The following is a 17,204-nucleotide window of genomic DNA, read 5'->3' as shown; positions in this document are numbered from 1 at the left end:
CTGGCGGCGACTGGTCGCCTACCTGCTCGAGGGTTTCCGGGTCGATCGGACCGGTCCGAAACGCGGCCGTCAAGCGGGTCTGACCGAGTGAGCCTCACGGCGGTGCCGCCCTCGGTCCCGGACAACCCGGTGTCCTGGGTCCACGGCTATTCCTTCGGTGGCTCGAGCCGCTTGCCTGCTTTGGTCACCAGAGGGAGCAGCCGGTAGGGCACGCGTTCGCTCAGGGCGACCTCCGTCTTGGTGCGGACCACGCCGGGCAGTCGGATCAGCTGCTGGATGACGTCTTCGAGGTGGGAGTTGCTGCGGGCGGCCACCCGGCACACCAGGTCGCCCTCGCCGGCGATGCTGTGCGCCTCGAGGACCTCCGCGATCGCGCCGAGATGCGTCGTGACTTCCTCCAACATGCCCTGTGCCAGGTGGAGATGGACCAGCGCGAGGACGGGATAGCCCATTCCGGCTGGGCTGAGCCGGGGCGCCAGACTCGTGATCACGCCCTCGCGCTCCAGGCGGGCCAGCCGGCTCTGCACCGTTCCTCGCGCCACTCCGAGGACGCGCGCGTACTCCCGCATGCCGGCTCGCGGTTCTTCCAGCAACAGGCGCAGAAGTGCGCTGTCCAGATCGTCGATGTCCATGGCTGTACCGATGGCCTTTCCCGCCCGGGCGATGCGCTATGAGAACTGGGCCGTTGGTCCGGTCGAGGGTCGAGGTTCTTGACCGTCTGGTGTAAATGGAGCCTATCATCCGGTCCAATTGACCAATAGGTGTGGATATTAAGAACTCGGGCGGTGCCACATGTCAGCTGCGTTGGCCGGTCTCACCGAAGACGGCTTCAGCCTTGAAGACCGCTATCTGCGCGAAGACGGCACGGTCTATCTCACCGGTGTCCAGGCCCTTGTGCGTCTGCTCTTCGACCGGGCCAGGCACGACCGGCGCGAGGGACGGAACACCGCCGCGTTCGTCTCGGGCTACGAGGGTTCCCCGCTTGCGGGATTCGACCTGGAACTGGCCCGCCGCGCGAAACTGCTCACCGCTTACGACGTCGTACACCGGCCCGGTCTCAACGAGGAACTCGGAACCACCGCAGTCATGGGCAGCCAGCTCGCGGGTACCGTCGGCAACCTCCGGCCGGACGGCGTGACCGGTATCTGGTACGGCAAGTCGCCGGGTCTGGACCGCGCCAGCGACGCCTTCCGGCACGCGAACCTCGCGGGCACCGATCCCCGCGGCGGTGCGGTCGCCCTGGTCGGCGACGACCCGGTCGCCAAGTCCTCCACAGTGCCCTGCGCCTCGGAGAAGACCCTCGCCGACCTGGCGATGCCGATCTTCTATCCGGCCGACCCGCAGGACGTCCTGGACCATGGCCTGCACGCCGTCGAACTGTCCCGCGCCAGCGGTGTGTGGGCCTCGATGAAGATCGTCACCAATGTCGCGGACGCCGCCGGCACCGCGGTCGTACGGAGCGACTGGGCACCGCCCGTCCTGACCCCTCTGGGCTTCGCAAAGCCGTATACGCACAAGCCCAGCACTCACCTGCTCGGGGCCGGTCTCGCCGCCCTGGAACGCAGCCTCTTCGCCGAGCGGCTGCCGCTCGCTCTGGAGTACGTACGGGCCAGCGGCGTCAACCGGATCATCGGTGGCGCACGCCGGGGCGACCGGATCGGCATCATCACAGCGGGCAAGCCCTACCTGGACCTCCGCCAGGCCCTGAGCACCCTCGGTCTGGACGAGGCGGCGCTGGAGAGTTACGGGATCAGGCTGCTCAAGCTGGGTGCGATCCACCCCGTGGACCCCGGCATCGTCCGCGAGTTCGCCGACGGGCTGACCGAGATCATCGTCGTAGAGGAGAAGCGGTCCTTCCTGGAGTCCGGGGTCAAGGAGATCCTCTACGGAGTCTCCGGCGCGCCCCGGGTGCACGGCAAGACCGCACCTGACGGAACCGCCCTGTTCAGCCAGGCCGGCGAGCTGAGCGCCGACTCGGTGGCGGCCGGGCTCGGGCGGCGGCTTTCCGCACCCGAGTACGGGGACATCGAGCCCGTCACCGCCTGGCGGGAGCGGCGGCGCCGAGAGCGCGTCCAGCTGCCGCTGCTAGGCGCTGCCCGCACCCCGTACTTCTGCTCCGGCTGTCCACACAACTCCTCGACGAAGGTCCCGGAGGGCTCGCTGGTCGGTGCCGGCATCGGCTGTCACACCATGGCCGTCTTCATGGAGCCCGACCAGGTGGGCACAGTCACCGGGCTGACCCAGATGGGCGGTGAGGGCGCGCAGTGGATCGGGATGGCGCCCTTCACTGACCACGAGCACTTCGTGCAGAACATCGGTGACGGCACGTTCACGCACTCCGGAAGTCTCGCGGTACGCGCGGCTGCCGCGGCCGGTGTCAACATCACCTACAAGCTCCTGTACAACTCCGCGGTGGCGATGACCGGCGGCCAGGACCCGGTCGGCGGGCTGTCCGTCGGACGGGTGGCGCAGCTGTTGCTCGTCGAGGGCGCCGCCAAGGTGATCATCACCACCGAGGACCCCGCTCGACTGCGCAAGGCCAGGATGCCCAAGGGGGTGGAGGTGCGCCACCGTGAGGAACTGATGCGCAGTCAGGAGGAGTTGGCCGCGGTTCCCGGCGTCACCGTGCTGATCCACGACCAGGAGTGCGCGGCTGAGAAACGCCGCAAGCGGCGGCGCGGCAAGATGGAGACCCCCGCGGCCAAGGTCGTCATCAACGAGCGGGTGTGCGAGGGCTGCGGGGACTGCGGGGTGAAGTCCAACTGTCTGTCCGTACAGCCGGTGGAGACCGAGTTCGGCCGCAAGACGCGGATCGACCAGTCCTCGTGCAACGTCGACTACTCATGCCTGGCCGGGGACTGCCCGTCCTTCATGACTGTGGTGCCCAGTGGTCGCAAGCCCAGGCGCAAAGAAGCTGCGGGACTCCGAGCCGAGGCGCTGTCCGAGCCCCAACGACGCGTCAAGGACGACGACTTCACCGTCCGGATCACTGGTGTCGGCGGTACGGGAGTGGTCACGGTGGCGCAGATCCTCGCCACCGCCGCCGTGATCGACGGAAAGCACGTCCGTACCCTCGACCAGACCGGGCTCGCCCAGAAGGGCGGCGCCGTGGTGTCGGACGTCAAGGTCACCTCAGCGGTTCTGGAACACGCTCCGAAGCTGGCCGACGGGGAGTGTGACCTCTACCTGGCCTGCGATTCGTTGGTCGGTACCGACGCGCAGTACCTGGCGGCGGCGGACCCGGACCGCACGGTCGCAGTGGTGTCCACCACCGAGGTGCCCACCGGCAGGATGATCATTGATACGGCGGCGCCCTTCCCGGAGCAGAGCAGTCTCCGCGCGGCGTTCGAGGGCGCCAGCGCACACGCCTTCTACGTGGACGCGCGCAGGCTGGTCGAGGACCTGTTCGGTGACGACCAGTACGCAAACATCCTTCTGCTCGGCGCCGCTTACCAGACCGGCGCGCTCCCGTTGTCCGCGGCATCGATCGAGGAGGCCATCCGCCTCAACGGAGCGGCCGTCGAACTCAATACACAGGCCTTCCGACACGGCCGCCAACTGGTGGCGGACCCCAAGGCGCTGCGGGCGTCCACCAAGGAGCCCGGCGGCAGCCGTGGGACGGCAGAGCCGAGTGCCGCCGCCCGGCGCATCACCGGACTGGTACACGCCGAACCCGGTACGGAACTGGCCCGACTTCTGGAGATCCGCGTACCGGAACTCATCGCGTACCAGGACGGAAACTATGCCCGGGAGTACGCCGGGTTCGTCGAATCCGTGCGGCTGCTCGAAGCGGGTCCTACCGTGGTGACCGAGGCGGTGGCCCGCAATCTGTACAAGCTCATGGCCTACAAGGACGAGTACGAGGTCGCCCGGCTCCACCTCGACGACGAGCTGAAGGCCGAGATCGAGGCGCAGTTCGGTGAGGGCTCACGGTTCGCCTACCAGCTGCACCCACCAGTGTTCCGGATGGTGGGGATGAAGCGGAAGATAAGCCTCGGCCCCTGGTCCCGGCCGGCGCTGCGTGTCCTGCGCTCGATGCGCAAGGTGCGCGGCACGCGTATGGACGTCTTCGGCTACGCGCGCGTGCGGAGGGTGGAACGCGCTCTTGTCGACGAGTACCGCGATGCCGTGCTGCGGGCGCTGCACACAGAGGTATCCCAGGGCTCGGAGACGGTCCTCGAACTGGCCTCCCTGCCGGACATGGTCCGCGGCTACGAGCACATCAAGCTGGCCAATGTCGCGGCCTACCGCGCCAGGCAGGCGGAGTTGCTCGCCCGGCTGGCGCGATCTGCGGTGGCGCAGGGCGCTGAATCATGAGGATCGCACGGCTTTTACCGCGATGCTGAGGCCAGAGGCACGGGCGTCTCCGACCCGGGACGTCGAGCGCTGCGTGATAGACCGTCGGCTGTCCGCCTTCCACGACGACTTGCTGACCGGCGAGCCTCTCGACCTGCGGTGACACGGTGTGCGTCTCTACTCAGTCCGGTTCGAGGAAGGAAACGTGGACGTAAGGGTGACAGGCAGTTGGTGGACGCGCATGACGAGACCGCTGCCGTCGCCGAACGCTCTCGACCCTGACGTTCCCCGGAAGGACCTGCCATGACCAGCATGGCCATCGTCGGCGCCGGCCCCCAACTGGGCCTGGCCATCGCCCGTACCTTCGGCACCCAGGGCTTCGATGTCGCCCTGATCTCCTGTGATCGCCAGAAGCTCGACGGTCTCGTCACCACGCTCACCGCCGACGTACTCGACCGCGACGCGCTCACCCAGGCCCTCAAGGACGCCGACACCCAGTTAGGCCCATCGGAGTCATGGAGCACTCCCCGGTCGAGGCGCTCGGCACCACCGTGACGACCACTCCGGCCGAGACCGACCCCTCACATGTCCAGCACGAGATCGAGTTCCAGCGGGTGCCTGCTCGTCAAGAGCCCGCCAGAGCCGGGCGCCCAGCGCCGCATCAAAGCCGAGGTGGAAGCTGACGCTGTCACCGGTCGTGGTTTGCGTGGCCGGACTCACTGCGTGGACGGTTCTGGGCAGCATGGCCCTGGCGGAGCTCAGGGACACTCCCAGCCGCTGAGCCAAGTCGCGCAGAACGAGGGCTAGTTCGTAGCGCTCTGGCCCGACCTTGGCCCTGTCGACGTCCTTCTGGAAGACCATCGTGCGCGGTCCGTTCGGAACCAGCTCCCCCTGCGACATCCGTTCTCCTCCATCGACCCCGCCGTGCTGTTGCGTGAAATCGCAACAGGGTGCGCGTGCCGAAACACACGTCTGTCTTCCATGATCGGTCACCTGCACTGGACCGACTGAGGGACCCCATGACCACCACCACCGCGCTGATCGTCCTGATGCTCCTGCTGCTCACCCTGTTGCTGGGCGGGGCGTTGTTCTACCTCGTCCACACACACCCTCGTCTCGCGGCCCCCCTCACCGTGGCTATGGCCGGCATGGCTCTGCTGGCCCCCAGTGTCGTCGGCATCATCGCCCGGTGAATTCAGCGAACCTGCCACCTCGGCACGTTCCGTCGGTTCGCATTCAGCTCGCTCGACGGCGAGTTGAATAGGTTCGCTGGGCTGGTGGCCGAGCTTCTCCGTGTGCGACCGGGAGCCGTTGCGCAGCCTGCGCGCCCGCCGTAGAACGTCAGGGCGAATCGAGGGAGCCGGGGCTCACTCCGCCCAGTCCTCCACGCTGATCACCACTTCTCCCAGCCTGACACAGCGAGCCAGGCTCTTGGGCGGGGTCCACTTTCAAGCGTCGCCACTGGTCGCCTTTTCAGCCGTCGCCGACAGGGCTACGGCGGGTGACCTCGGCAGGGCGCGGAGCAGACTCCTCCTCCGCGATGCGGACGGCCTTGCCGAACGAGTGACCTCCGCGGGTGCGGAGGTATGCCGTGTCCGAGGGTGCGGGTGAGGCTGCGCGGCTGGGCCATACTGATTCGCGCACGACCTGCCAGATCTGTGCGCACGTCCTGCCCGACGCTCCTGAACGTCTGCGGTGGGTGAAGGAAGACGTGCTCAGCCTGGAGAGACAGCTCGTCGTGCGCTCCAGCTCGAGGCGATGCACGACACCGCAACGCCCGCTGAACGGACGAACACGAGGACGCCGGGCGAGGCCTCCCTGCTCGAAGGCTGTGCCGCTCGAACCGGTGAACTGACGGCCGCGGAGACAAAGAAGGGCGGCGCGGGAGGCGTGCCCAGGGGGAGGCTGCTGGTATCGGCGACCACCGCGCGTGAATACGGTGCGTAATGAACGGCGGAGGCTGACGGGAGCGTCGCAGGGATCGTCCTGCAACACCCGATGGTGCGCCCTATCAGCACGGCGAGATCCCGGTGCTGATTCGGTGCCGACTCGAATGCCCGTTCGCCACTAAATCCGCAGCTCGTAGCTCTATTCGAATGGGTGGTCGTACCACTCGATGGTCGTGCCGATGAGGCTGGCGGCGACTATGCGCTTCAGGTTGTTCGGCGACGGTGGAGTGGGTGCTGCGGAGGCCATGTGCGCCACTTCCTCGTGTGCGGTGGGGACGGGTATGTATGCGCACACCGTAGGAACCCCCAGGTCGAGGGCACATGTGGCGGAGCAACATAGTTCGAGGCTTGCCTTTGCGTGTGGCCACCATGCTGGCTCACGAAAGCTGGTTCAAGGGCTCGAGGGTGGTCGAAACGAGTGTTGTCCGGGACGCGTAGTTCGCGTTGATTTGACGTTCTGGTGCTGACTCCCGTGCTGGTTCGGTGCTGTTGATGGCGGGCGTCGGCTCAGAGTCGTTGCGTGGCAGGTGACCGGACTGAGAGGCCGAGCCCGGCCGTGTCGCTCGGTTGTTCTCGTTGAGCACGGGCGGGGTGTGGGGCCCGGGTGTATTCCGGGCGCGGCCTTCGTGATCCCTGGCCTGGTTGGCCGTGAGAAGGCGTTGGCCGGGCGGGCGGCATGCTGCCGGTGTCCACCATGGTCACCGAGGTTCCGGGGGCAACACTGTTGTCGGCACCGAGTGTCAGTGGTGCATGAGCAGCATGATGGCGGTGCCCATGGCCGTCGATCCGTGCCAGAAGTGGTCGTAGGGCCCGTCGAGGTCGGTGGAGAAGCCCGCACTGCCCGGGGCCTCGCGCAGTGCGGGCATGTCCCGGGTCAGCGACCGGAGAGCGTAGGCCAGCAGACAGAGCGTCAGTACGCCGGTGATGACGTCACCGGTCTGCGCGTCCGTGACGCCGCCGTGGCGTACCGGCATCCACGCCATGGCGGCCATGCCGACCGCGTGCGGCGACCTGCGCGTGAGGCCGTCCCATCGCGGACCACGGAGGCTGAGGACCGCGGTCAACGGGAACCACAGTGCTGCGGCGGCGAAGAAGAAGGTCGTCCGCCCCGGTGACGGCCCTTCGCCGATCCCGTACCACGGCATCACCGCCATGGCCGACGCCATGACGGTGTGCAGCAGACTGTCACCTCGGCCGCGCCATCCGCAGCCTCGTGTCAGCACGGCCTGCCGCAGTGCGTACACGGCCGCGGCCGCGAACAGCGCTGTCAGCATGCCGTGTACGGCGGCGGTGGCGCTCATGCCCAGTGGGTGGTCAGGCGGTGGGCCGTGGGGCGCGGAGGTGGGCCCGCTCGGCCAGTTCCTGCTCCTCGACCAGCTCCACCATGGGCTTGCCCGGCGCGCACAGCATCGTCACGACGAACCTGGTGCGCGCGTCGGGCAGCGCGTTGCCGTCCTGGTAGTGGATCGCGTCGCCGCCCGGCTCCCAGAACGTCCCGCCCGCCTCGATCACCCGCTCGGGCTCGCCCTCGAGCTCGAAGCGGACGGCGCCCTCCAGGACGTAGCCGAACGCCGGTCCGGGGTGGCGGTGAGGCGGGGTCCCCGGATCCCCGGGCTCCCACTCGACGCAGATGGTCATCGCCGACGCGCCCTCGGGGACGGTGAGAGGATCGGTGTCCTGCAGCATCTTCGCCGCCGTCTTCCAGCCCTCCGACCGGGTCCGAACTCCGGTCCCCTGCGCTGAGTCCTTGTCCGACATGGATCGGCCTCCCTTGGATGCACCCGGCCATGGCCGCCATGGCCCTCTGTAGTGATGACCGGGCTCCGGGCGGATCTGTGACACTCGCGGCCACATCAGTGTCACAACGTTGGCATGAGCCCTGTCCTAGGTGTTGTGAGGGACCGACATCACCGCCACCTCACGAAGCCATCAGCGGGGTCACCGACCCCTCGACGGGAAGGGGCCCGGAATGCGAGTCGTCGTAGCAGGAGCCACCGGTCTGATCGGTTCCAGGACGGTCGCCAGGCTTCGGGATCACGGTGTGGAGGTCGTGCGCGCGTCACGCCGCGAGGGCGTCGACGTCACGACCGGGAAGGGCCTCGACGAGGTCATGCGTGGCGCCGACGTGGTGGTGGACGTCACCGACACACCCTCCCGCGGAGAGCTGGAGAGCCTGGAGTTCTTCGGCACGGCGACCCGCAACCTGCTGGAGGCCGCGGCCCGGGCGGGCGCCGAACACCACGTGATCCTGTCCATCGTCGGGGCCGGACATCTGCGGGCGGGCTACTTCCGCGCGAAGGCGCTGCAGGAGGAACAGGTACGGCGCTCGCCCATGCCCTACTCCGTCGTGCGTGCCACGCCGTTCTTCGAGTCGGTGGAGTACATGTCGCGCGCGGCGACCTACGGAGACGTCGTCCATGTCGCGCCCGTCCTGATCCGTGCCGTGTCGACGGACGACGTCGCCGCCGCGGTCGCCCATGTCGCCGTGGGAGCACCGCTGTTCGGCGTCCTGGAGGTCGCCGGCCCCGAGGAGCACCACCTCGATGACCTCACCGCGAAGCTGCTCGCGGCACGCGGCTACCTGCCGGACGTGGTCTCCGACGCCCACACCCCCTTCTTCGGGGCGTTGCTCGGGCACCGGGCGCTGCTGCCAGGGACGGACGCCCACCTGGGGCACGAAACCTTCTCCGAGTGGCTCGCGCGGTGAGGACATTGTCTGCCCCCAACCGTCTCCCCGCCCACGCCCCGACAGGAAACAGTCATGAGTGAGCTCGACCAACTACCCGATCAGGACAGCGAAGAGACCACCGAATGGCAGGCGTCGCTCGACGCCGTCGTGCGGCACGTAGGGCCGGAACGGGCTGTGTATCTCCTTCGACGTGTGCACGAGTTCGCGGACCGGGCCGGTCTGTCCCTGCCCGGACTCCTGACCTCCGACTACATCAACACGATCCCCGTGTCGGCGCAGCCGCCCTTTCCCGGTGACATCGCCATGGAGTCCAGGATCACCGCCCTGAACCGGTGGAACGCGGCGGCGATGGTGACCCGCGGCTCCCGATTCGGACTCGGCGGCCACATATCCACCTATGCGTCGGCGGCCTGGCTGTACGAGATCGGATTCCACCACTTCTTCCAGGGCAAGGACGGGGACGGCTCGGGCGACCAGCTGTACTTCCAGGGGCATGCCTCGCCAGGCATCTACGCCCGCGCCTTCCTCGAAGGGCGCCTGAGCGAGGCGCAGTTGGACGGTTTCCGGCGGGAGGCCGACGGCCACGGACTGCCGTCCTACCCACACCCCCGACGCCTGCCGTGGCTGTGGGAGTTTCCCACCGTGTCCATGGGCCTCGGCCCGCTCGCCGCCGTCTACCAGGCCCGGTTCAACCGCTACCTGCACGCCCGCGGCATCAAGGACACCTCCACATCGCGCGTGTGGGCCTTCCTCGGGGACGGCGAGACGGACGAGCCGGAATCGACTGCGGCGCTGGCGCTCGCCGCCCGCGAGCGTCTCGACAACCTCACCTTCGTCGTCAACTGCAACCTCCAGCGCCTGGACGGGCCCGTGCGGCCGAACTCCAAGATCGTGCAGGAGCTCGAAGCACGGTTCCGCGGTGCGGGCTGGAACGTGGTCAAGTCCCTCTGGGGCGAGGCCTGGGACCCCGTCCTGAGGCAGGACACCACCGGCGCCCTGGTCCACCGCCTCGGCGAGGTGCCCGACGCCCAGCTGCAGACGTACGCCGCCCGGGACGCCACGTACATCCGCGAACACTTCTTCACGGGCGACGCGCTCTCCGCTCTCGCCGCCGGGCTGAGCGACAGCCGGCTGACCGAGTTGTTCCAGAACTCCCGGGGCGGCCACGAACCGCTCAAGGTCCACGCCGCCTACCGGGCCGCCGTCGAGCACCGGGGCGCACCGACGGTCGTCCTCGCCCAGACGGTGAAGGGGCACACGCTCGGCTCGGCCTTCGAGTCGCGCAACGCCAACCACCAGATGAAGAAGCTGACTCTGGCGCAGTTCCGCGAGATGCGTGACCTGCTTGAACTGCCCATCCCCGACAGCGCGTTGAGCGGTGACCTGGTGCCGTACTGGCACCCGGGCGAGAACTCGGACGAGGTGCGCTACCTGCGTGAGCGGCGGGCGGCGCTGGGTGGCCCCGTCCCCGTGCGCCGGGTGGCGGCCAAGCCGCTGAAGCAGCCGTCGGCCCGCCCATTCGAAGCGCTGGAGAAGGGCTTCGGCCACCAGGAGGTGGCCACCACCATGGCCCTGGTCCGTCTGGTCAAGGACCTGATGCGCGACCCGGAGACGGGACCGCGCTGGGTGCCGATCATCCCGGACGAGGCCCGCACGTTCGGCATGGAGTCCCTGTTCCCGACGGCGGGGATCTACTCGGCGGACGGCCAGACCTATGAACCGGTGGACGCGGACCAGCTGCTCTACTACCGGGAGGCCAGGAACGGCCAGTTGATCGACGAGGGCATCACCGAGGCCGGTTCCATGGCCGAGTTCACGGCCGCGGCGACGTCGTACGCCACTCACGGCGAGCCCATGATCCCGTTCTACATCTTCTACGCCATGTTCGGTTTCCAGCGCACCGGCGACCAGTTCTGGGCGCTCGCCGACCAGATGGGGCGCGGGTTCGTCATCGGAGCGACGGCGGGCCGTACGACCATGACGGGGGAGGGGCTCCAACACGCCGACGGGCACTCCCACTTGCTGGCCTCCACTAACCCCGCCGCCGTGTCGTACGACCCGGCGTTCGCGTACGAGATCGCGGTGATCGTGCGGGAAGGGCTGCGCCGCATGTACGGCGACCGGCCCGAGGACGTCTTCTACTACCTGACCGTCTACAACGAACCCAAGGAGCAGCCGGCGATGCACGCCGATCCCGGGGTCGAGGAAGGCATCCTGCGGGGCATGTACCTGTTCCGGCCGGCCGAGCCCACCGCAACAGAGCCAAGGATCCAGCTGCTGGCCTCCGGTACGGCCATCCACTGGGCCCTGTACGCCCAGGAGTTGCTGCTGTCCCAGTGGGGCGTCCACGCCGATGTCTGGTCGGTGACCTCCTGGACGGAACTGCGCCGCGACGCGCTGGACGCCGACCGCGCGATGCTGCGGGGCGAGGAACGCGTCCCCTACGTGACGGCGGCGCTCGCGGACGCGCCCGGTCCGGTGCTGGCGGTCAGCGACTGGATGCGTCAGGTGCCCGACCAGATCAGCCAGTGGGTCGGTCACGACTACTCGTCGCTGGGTACGGACGGTTTCGGCCTTTCGGATACCCGGGACGCAGTACGGCGCTACTTCCGCGTGGACGCCGAGTCGATCGTCGTCGCCGCCCTGGACCGGCTGGCACGCGCCGGCGCGGTCAGCTCCGAGGCGGTCGGGCAGGCACGCGAGTGGTACGGATGGCGTGGGTGACCGTCGTGAACCCGACGCCGGTCGATGCTCCGGGGCGGGAACGTCAGGACGCCTATGCGGTCAGTGCGGAGTTCTACGACGTTCTGCAGGCGGAACGGGACGAGGCCCGGGTACGCGCGCTCTACCGCGACGACGTGCGCGGGGCCCGGGTCGGTGTGCTGGACGTCGGCGCGGGCACCGGGCGGGTCACGCTGATGAGCCTCCTGGAGTCACGCGCCCCCGTGCACGCGGTGGAGCCCGCCCGGTCCATGCGTACCCCGCTCATGACGCGGTTGGCGTCCCTGAGTCCGGAGCTCACGAAGCGGGTGACCGTGCATCCGCAGCTGCTCGAGGAGGCGGGGCTGTACGGCGTCGCGGACGTGGCCGTGTGCCACAACACCGTCGCCTGTCTGCACCCGGAGTCGCGCCGGGCGCTGTGGCCGGCCGTTGCCGAGGCCCTCGTGCCCGCAGGGGTGCTGCTCGTCCAGCTCCCACCGGCTCGCCTGCCGCGGCACAGGACCACCCTTGTGCTGCCGACCCGGACCGTCGGCCGCCACGAGTACGGGGGCCGCATGGTGACGTCGGCCGACGTGGACCGGATCCGGACACGGTTCGACTACTGGGTGCGCGAGGACGGGCGCGTGCTGCGCCGGCACGACGAGACGTTCTGGATGTGGCCGCTCTCGCGTCCGGAGATGATCGCGGAACTGAGGAAGGAAGGTTTCATCGCGCTGCCCGAACGGCCGGACCCCTCCGTGCTGGCCCTGCGACTGGCGTGACCGTGACGTGCTCCACCCGGGGTGAGCTGCCCGCTCTATCATGAGCAAGCGCTTGCACGAACGGGTCGGAGCTGAAGGCGGCACACATGGGTATGAGGGACGGCACTCACTCCCTCGACGGCACGGGTTCCTTCGACGGCACTCACTCCCTCGACGGCTGGGACTCCCTCGACCAGGCGACGAAGGTGTTCATGGCGGTGCGGCCCCAGCTCTTCGGCATCGCCTACCGCGTCCTCGGCAGCACCTCGGAGGCGGAGGACGTCCTCCAGGAGGCGTGGCTGCGCTGGCAGCACGCCGACCGTGGCGCGGTGCGCGAGCCGAAGGCGTTCCTGGCCACCGTCACCGCCCGACTGGCGATCAACCTCGCCCAGTCCGCCCGGGTGCGGCGCGAGTCGTACACCGATCCCTGGCTGCCGGAGCCGATCGACACACGCGCCGATCCGCAGTTGGGTGCCGAACGGGCCGAGGCGCTCGACCTGGCGGTTCTCTTCCTCCTGGAGAAACTGAATCCCGTGGAACGGGCCGCCTATGTGCTGCGGGAGGCCTTCGACTACCCCTACAAGCAGATCGCGGAGATGCTGGAGACCAGCGAGGCCAACACGCGCCAGCTGGTGAGCCGCGCGCGCAAGCGCATCTCCTCGGAGCGCCGCAAGCCCGTCGACGCCACCGAGCACCGACGGCTGATGAAGGTGTTCCTCACCGCGGCACGGACCGGCGATCTGGCCGTGCTGGAGGACATCCTCACCGAGGACGTGGTCAGCTACACCGACGGGAACGGGCTGCGCGGGGCGTCCCGGATTCCCGTCGTCGGACTGGTGCACGTCTCCCGGTATCTCGCCGCCTTCGGCCCGCGCTTCTGGCCGCACAAGGAGATCGACTGGGTCGAGGCCAACGGTGGACCGGCCGCCCTCGTCTCGGACGGCGGGACGGCCGTGGTGCTGCTGACCCTCGACATCTCGGAGCGCGGCATCGAGCGGGCCATGTGGGTCATGAACCCGGAGAAACTGACACGTTACGTGGCGTCGCTCGACAACTGAACGGGCTGGGTCGTCACACCACCGGTCACTCGTCGGTCAACCGGTGGTCCGAGACCCGACACACAGAGGTGCGCTCGATGACCGAACCGATCCGACCGCCCGACCTGTCCACCGAGAACGACTTCGACGGGGACTCCTTCGCTCCCCTCTACACCACGACGGTGATCGTGACCGGCGGGGCGGCGGCCCACGGAAGAGCCTCGGGGAGAGCACGCTCGGACGACGGCATTCTCGACCTCGACCTGCGCCTGCCCGCCGAACTGGGCGGGGACGGCCGGGGGACCAATCCCGAGCAGTTGTTCGCCGCCGGGTTCGCGGCCTGCTTCCACGGCGCGCTGAGCCTCGTCGCACGACAGACCGCGCTCGACCCCACCGCGATATCCGTCGAGGCGACCGTGGCGTTCGGCCGCAGCCCACAGGACGGCGGGTACGTCCTGCACATCGACCTGGTCGTCGACTGGCCGGGCGTCACTCCCGACATCGCCACTCCGCTTCTGCGGCGGGCCGACGCACTGTGCCCCTACGCGAGGATGGCCTGGCACGGCACGCCGACCACCATCACGCTGGCCTCCTAGGGCCACGTCGGCCAGGAGGTGTCACAGATCGCGGGACTGCCCGGTCGTACTGGATGAGGACCCCAGCGATCGGAGTGGACCGTGGCTGTCACCGAACAACGTCTTGCCACCATGGTGCTGGTCATCGGCACCGGAGGTGCCGGCCTGCGCGCGGCGATCGAACTGGCCGAGGCCGGCATCGACGTCCTCGCCGTCGGCAAGCGCCCCAAGGAGGACGCCCATACGGCACTGGCGGCCGGCGGCATCAACGCGGCACTGGCCACCATGGACCCCGAGGACAGCTGGCAGCAGCACGCCGCCGACACGCTCAAGGAGAGCTATCTCCTCGCCGACCCCCGCACCGTGGAGATCGTCACCCAGGGCGCCGCACGGGGCATCGACGACCTGGAACGCTACGGCATGGCCTTCGCCCGCGAGGGTGACGGCCGGATCTCGCAGCGCTTCTTCGGCGCGCACAAGTTCCGCAGGACCGCCTTCGCCGGTGACTACACCGGTCTGGAGATCCAGCGCACGCTGATCAGGCGCGCCGAACAGCTCGACTTCCCGGTGCTGGAAGGGGTGTACATCACCCGGCTGCTGGTGCACGAGGGTGCCGTGTTCGGGGCGTACGGGTTCGACCTCACCAGCGGCAGGCGCTACCTGATCCACGCCGACGCGGTCGTCCTGGCCGCCGGGGGCCACACCCGTATCTGGCGGCGCACCTCCTCACGGCGCGACGAGAACACGGGCGACTCCTTCCGTCTTGCCGTGGAGGCCGGGGCTCGGCTGCGGGACGCCGAGCTGGTGCAGTTCCACCCGTCCGGGATCATCGAGCCGGAGAACGCGGCCGGCACCCTGGTCAGCGAGGCCGCCCGGGGGGAGGGCGGCATCCTGCGCAACGCGCTCGGGGAACGCTTCATGGCCCGCTACGACCCCGAGCGCATGGAGCTGTCCACCCGCGACCGGGTGGCCCTGGCCGCGTACACGGAGATCAAGGAAGGCCGCGGCACCCCGAAGGGAGGCGTGTGGCTCGACGTCTCCCACCTGCCCCGGCAGACGATCATGACGCGGCTGCCCCGCGTCTACCAGACCCTGCTGGACCTGCAGATGCTCGACATCACGCGCGAGCCGATCGAGATCGCGCCCACCGCGCACTACTCGATGGGCGGGGTGTGGGTGCGCCCGGAGGACCACGGCACGGACGTACGCGGCCTGTACGCCATCGGCGAGGCGTCGAGCGGGCTGCACGGCGCCAACCGTCTCGGCGGCAACAGCCTCATCGAGCTGCTGGTGTTCGGCCGCCTCACCGGGCAGGCGGCCGCCGCGTATTCGCAGGCTCTGAAGGCGCAGCCGCGGTCGGCGTCCGCCATCGCTCATGCCCGCGCGGAGATCGACGAACTCCTCGCCGCCGACGGCCCGGAGAACGTCCGCGCCCTGCAGCGCGCGATCCGCAACACCATGACCGAGCACGCGGGCGTCGTACGCGACGAAGACGGCCTGCGCGCGGGACTGGCGGAACTCGCGGTGATCGAGAAGAGGATGCAGGACGTCGGCATCCACCCGGACATCGCCGGCTATCAGGACCTCGCGCACGCCTTCGACCTGAAGTCCGCCGCGCTAGCGGCCCGGGCCACCCTCGAATCCGCGCTGGAGCGCCGGGAGACGCGTGGCTGTCACAACCGCAGCGACTACCCCGACCAGGATCCCGCTCTTCGGGTGAATCTCGTGTGGTCCCCGACGACGGGCGTCACCCGCGAGAGCATTCCGGCCGTCCCCGACGAGATCTCCTCCCTGATGGAGGAAGTCTCGACCACGGGAAAACTCGTCGAATAGAAGGTGTCACAAACAACTCCGGTGCCCGGTCTCTACTGATACAGGCATCAGGGAAACCCAAATAGAATCGAAAGGAATTCCGTCATGAAGGTCGTAGTGATCGGTGGAACCGGGCTCATCGGCTCGAAGGTGGTCGCCGGACTCGGCGCGCACGGGCACGAGGCGGTCGCGGCGTCGCCCAACACGGGCGTCAACACGCTGACAGGCGAGGGCCTGGCCGAGGTCCTCCAGGACGCGTCGGTGGTCGTCGACGTGTCGAACTCGCCCTCGTTCGAGGACGACGCGGTCATGGAGTTCTTCCGCACCTCGACGACCAACCTGCTGAAGGCGGAGACGCAGGCCGGAGTGGCGCACCACGTGGCGCTGTCCGTGGTCGGCACCGACCGCCTCCAGGGCAGCGGGTACTTCCGCGCCAAGCAGGTCCAGGAAGACCTGATCAAGGCATCCGGCAACCCCTACTCCATCGTCCACGCCACCCAGTTCTTCGAGTTCGCCAAGGGACTCGCCGACGGCGTCACCGAGGGCGACACCGTGCACCTGCCCGACGCCAGGATCCAGCCCATCGTCTCCGACGACGTGGCCGCGGCCGTCGCCCGCACCGCTGTCGGCGCACCGGTGGGCGGTGTGGTGGAGGTCGGTGGCCCCGACGTGTTCCAGCTGGAGGAGTTCATCCGCATGGGGCTGACCGCCCTGAACGACCCGCGCAAGATCGTCACGGACCCCCAAGCGACGTACTGGGGCGCCCCGCTGCAGGAGAACACGCTCCTGCCGGGTCCGGACGCGCACATCGCCGGGACGAGGTTCGCCGACTGGCTCGCCCAGCAGAAGTAATTCCTCGGGGTGGCCCTCACCGAAAGGGGAGGGCCACCCATTGCCCTTGGCGGCGGGCCGTGTTCATTCCGGCAGGGAAACGGCTCGCGCTCCTCGAAACGAAATGCCATGGAGACACGATGTCCGTAATGGGTGAGGACCGCGTCGACCTCGCTGCCACCTTCGTATCGCTGACCGCCGAAGCCGCCGAGCTGCGTACCCGGGTCACGGAACTGCGCCGTGAACTCGCGGATCTCGGCGAGCGCATGAACGTCGTCTCGGCCGCGCTGAACGGGGATCCGGCCTACCGCTGATCTCCCCGGCCGGGACACGCCGCCGCCCTGGCGCCGGAGGCGCCGCGGGACCTGCTTCCAGCGCCTGAAACCGGTCGCGCCGAGCGTGGGCACGATGCTGGAGACGACCGCCGAGAGGCTCTGGTCCGAGCCCGGCGGCCCGCGCTGCCGCTCCGCTCCGCGCCGCCGCTCTGTCGCCGGAGGCGCCGAGGGCGTTCGGCGAGATTTCGCGAGTCGCCGTCGACGGGATCCTGCCCCGCC

The 17,204-nt window shown here is 68.9% G+C and carries 14 protein-coding genes; 11 read left to right on the top strand and 3 right to left on the bottom strand.

All coding sequences use genetic code 11. The features are described 5' to 3' along the window. Window positions 1–146: 146 nt before the first annotated feature. Complete coding sequence (locus tag TN53_RS17560; protein WP_046259464.1) at window positions 147–632, bottom strand: Lrp/AsnC family transcriptional regulator; 486 nt, start codon at window positions 630–632, stop codon at window positions 147–149. Window positions 633–792: 160 nt separating this feature from the next. Here TN53_RS17560 and TN53_RS17555 point away from each other — a divergent pair, with 160 nt between their 5' ends. The 3 genes from TN53_RS17555 (at window position 793) to TN53_RS47305 (ending at window position 5,489) form a co-directional block, all read left to right on the top strand. Continuing rightward, the gene (locus tag TN53_RS17555) at window positions 793–4,317 is read left to right on the top strand and encodes an indolepyruvate ferredoxin oxidoreductase family protein (RefSeq protein WP_046259463.1); all 3,525 of its coding nucleotides are present in this window, start codon (window positions 793–795) and stop codon (window positions 4,315–4,317) included. Between the two features lie 282 nt (window positions 4,318–4,599). Then, window positions 4,600–4,851 carry a hypothetical protein gene (locus TN53_RS17550; RefSeq protein ID WP_052745225.1) on the top strand — a complete coding sequence of 84 codons (252 nt, stop codon included), beginning with the start codon at window positions 4,600–4,602 and terminating at the stop codon, window positions 4,849–4,851. A gap of 464 nt (window positions 4,852–5,315) precedes the next feature. Continuing rightward, window positions 5,316–5,489, top strand: a complete 174-nt coding sequence (locus TN53_RS47305; protein WP_159038141.1) for a hypothetical protein — start codon at window positions 5,316–5,318, stop codon at window positions 5,487–5,489. A 1,496-nt stretch (window positions 5,490–6,985) separates the two neighbouring features. Here the strand turns inward: TN53_RS47305 and TN53_RS17545 are convergent. Both TN53_RS17545 and TN53_RS17540 read right to left on the bottom strand, forming a co-directional pair. Beyond that, window positions 6,986–7,546: a DUF5134 domain-containing protein gene (locus tag TN53_RS17545; protein WP_046259462.1), complete on the bottom strand. Its 561-nt coding sequence runs from the start codon at window positions 7,544–7,546 to the stop codon at window positions 6,986–6,988. A gap of 13 nt (window positions 7,547–7,559) precedes the next feature. Continuing rightward, window positions 7,560–8,003 (bottom strand): cupin domain-containing protein, encoded by a 444-nt coding sequence (locus TN53_RS17540; protein WP_046259461.1) that lies wholly within the window; start codon window positions 8,001–8,003, stop codon window positions 7,560–7,562. Window positions 8,004–8,214: 211 nt separating this feature from the next. Here TN53_RS17540 and TN53_RS17535 point away from each other — a divergent pair, with 211 nt between their 5' ends. From TN53_RS17535 to TN53_RS47300, 8 genes are all read left to right on the top strand, one after another. Next, window positions 8,215–8,952: an SDR family oxidoreductase gene (locus TN53_RS17535; RefSeq protein WP_046259460.1), complete on the top strand. Its 738-nt coding sequence runs from the start codon at window positions 8,215–8,217 to the stop codon at window positions 8,950–8,952. A gap of 54 nt (window positions 8,953–9,006) precedes the next feature. Beyond that, window positions 9,007–11,658 (top strand): pyruvate dehydrogenase (acetyl-transferring), homodimeric type, encoded by a 2,652-nt coding sequence (gene aceE / locus TN53_RS17530; protein ID WP_046259459.1) that lies wholly within the window; start codon window positions 9,007–9,009, stop codon window positions 11,656–11,658. After that, the gene (locus TN53_RS17525; RefSeq protein ID WP_159038140.1) at window positions 11,655–12,416 is read left to right on the top strand and encodes a class I SAM-dependent methyltransferase; all 762 of its coding nucleotides are present in this window, start codon (window positions 11,655–11,657) and stop codon (window positions 12,414–12,416) included. The genes aceE and TN53_RS17525 overlap by 4 nt, the downstream gene beginning before the upstream one ends. 92 nt (window positions 12,417–12,508) lie before the next feature. Further along, complete coding sequence (locus tag TN53_RS17520) at window positions 12,509–13,453, top strand: RNA polymerase sigma-70 factor (RefSeq protein ID WP_095046560.1); 945 nt, start codon at window positions 12,509–12,511, stop codon at window positions 13,451–13,453. A 77-nt stretch (window positions 13,454–13,530) separates the two neighbouring features. Further along, on the top strand, window positions 13,531–14,028 hold the full coding sequence (locus tag TN53_RS17515) for an Ohr family peroxiredoxin (RefSeq protein ID WP_046259457.1): 498 nt from the start codon (window positions 13,531–13,533) through the stop codon (window positions 14,026–14,028). A 111-nt stretch (window positions 14,029–14,139) separates the two neighbouring features. After that, the gene (locus TN53_RS17510; RefSeq protein ID WP_046259456.1) at window positions 14,140–15,840 is read left to right on the top strand and encodes an L-aspartate oxidase; all 1,701 of its coding nucleotides are present in this window, start codon (window positions 14,140–14,142) and stop codon (window positions 15,838–15,840) included. An 84-nt stretch (window positions 15,841–15,924) separates the two neighbouring features. Next, the gene (locus tag TN53_RS17505; RefSeq protein ID WP_046259455.1) at window positions 15,925–16,671 is read left to right on the top strand and encodes an SDR family oxidoreductase; all 747 of its coding nucleotides are present in this window, start codon (window positions 15,925–15,927) and stop codon (window positions 16,669–16,671) included. Window positions 16,672–16,790: 119 nt separating this feature from the next. Then, entirely contained in the window at window positions 16,791–16,964 is a 174-nt protein-coding gene (locus tag TN53_RS47300; RefSeq protein ID WP_159038139.1) for a hypothetical protein, read from the top strand. Window positions 16,965–17,204: the final 240 nt, after the last annotated feature.

The organism is Streptomyces sp. WM6386 (genome assembly GCF_000972385.1).
Lineage (GTDB): Bacteria > Actinomycetota > Actinomycetes > Streptomycetales > Streptomycetaceae > Streptomyces.
The sequence above is the reverse complement of the archived record's forward strand: the minus strand, read 5'-3'. Positions and strand labels throughout refer to the sequence as shown.

Coding starts and splice junctions, on each gene's coding strand:
- TN53_RS17560 (WP_046259464.1), bottom strand. CDS start 632: ATGGACATCGACGATCTGGACAGCGCACTTCTGCGCCTGTTGCTGGAA.
- TN53_RS17555 (WP_046259463.1), top strand. CDS start 793: ATGTCAGCTGCGTTGGCCGGTCTCACCGAAGACGGCTTCAGCCTTGAA.
- TN53_RS17550 (WP_052745225.1), top strand. CDS start 4,600: ATGACCAGCATGGCCATCGTCGGCGCCGGCCCCCAACTGGGCCTGGCC.
- TN53_RS47305 (WP_159038141.1), top strand. CDS start 5,316: ATGACCACCACCACCGCGCTGATCGTCCTGATGCTCCTGCTGCTCACC.
- TN53_RS17545 (WP_046259462.1), bottom strand. CDS start 7,546: ATGAGCGCCACCGCCGCCGTACACGGCATGCTGACAGCGCTGTTCGCG.
- TN53_RS17540 (WP_046259461.1), bottom strand. CDS start 8,003: ATGTCGGACAAGGACTCAGCGCAGGGGACCGGAGTTCGGACCCGGTCG.
- TN53_RS17535 (WP_046259460.1), top strand. CDS start 8,215: ATGCGAGTCGTCGTAGCAGGAGCCACCGGTCTGATCGGTTCCAGGACG.
- aceE (WP_046259459.1), top strand. CDS start 9,007: ATGAGTGAGCTCGACCAACTACCCGATCAGGACAGCGAAGAGACCACC.
- TN53_RS17520 (WP_095046560.1), top strand. CDS start 12,509: ATGAGGGACGGCACTCACTCCCTCGACGGCACGGGTTCCTTCGACGGC.
- TN53_RS17515 (WP_046259457.1), top strand. CDS start 13,531: ATGACCGAACCGATCCGACCGCCCGACCTGTCCACCGAGAACGACTTC.
- TN53_RS17510 (WP_046259456.1), top strand. CDS start 14,140: ATGGTGCTGGTCATCGGCACCGGAGGTGCCGGCCTGCGCGCGGCGATC.
- TN53_RS17505 (WP_046259455.1), top strand. CDS start 15,925: ATGAAGGTCGTAGTGATCGGTGGAACCGGGCTCATCGGCTCGAAGGTG.
- TN53_RS47300 (WP_159038139.1), top strand. CDS start 16,791: ATGTCCGTAATGGGTGAGGACCGCGTCGACCTCGCTGCCACCTTCGTA.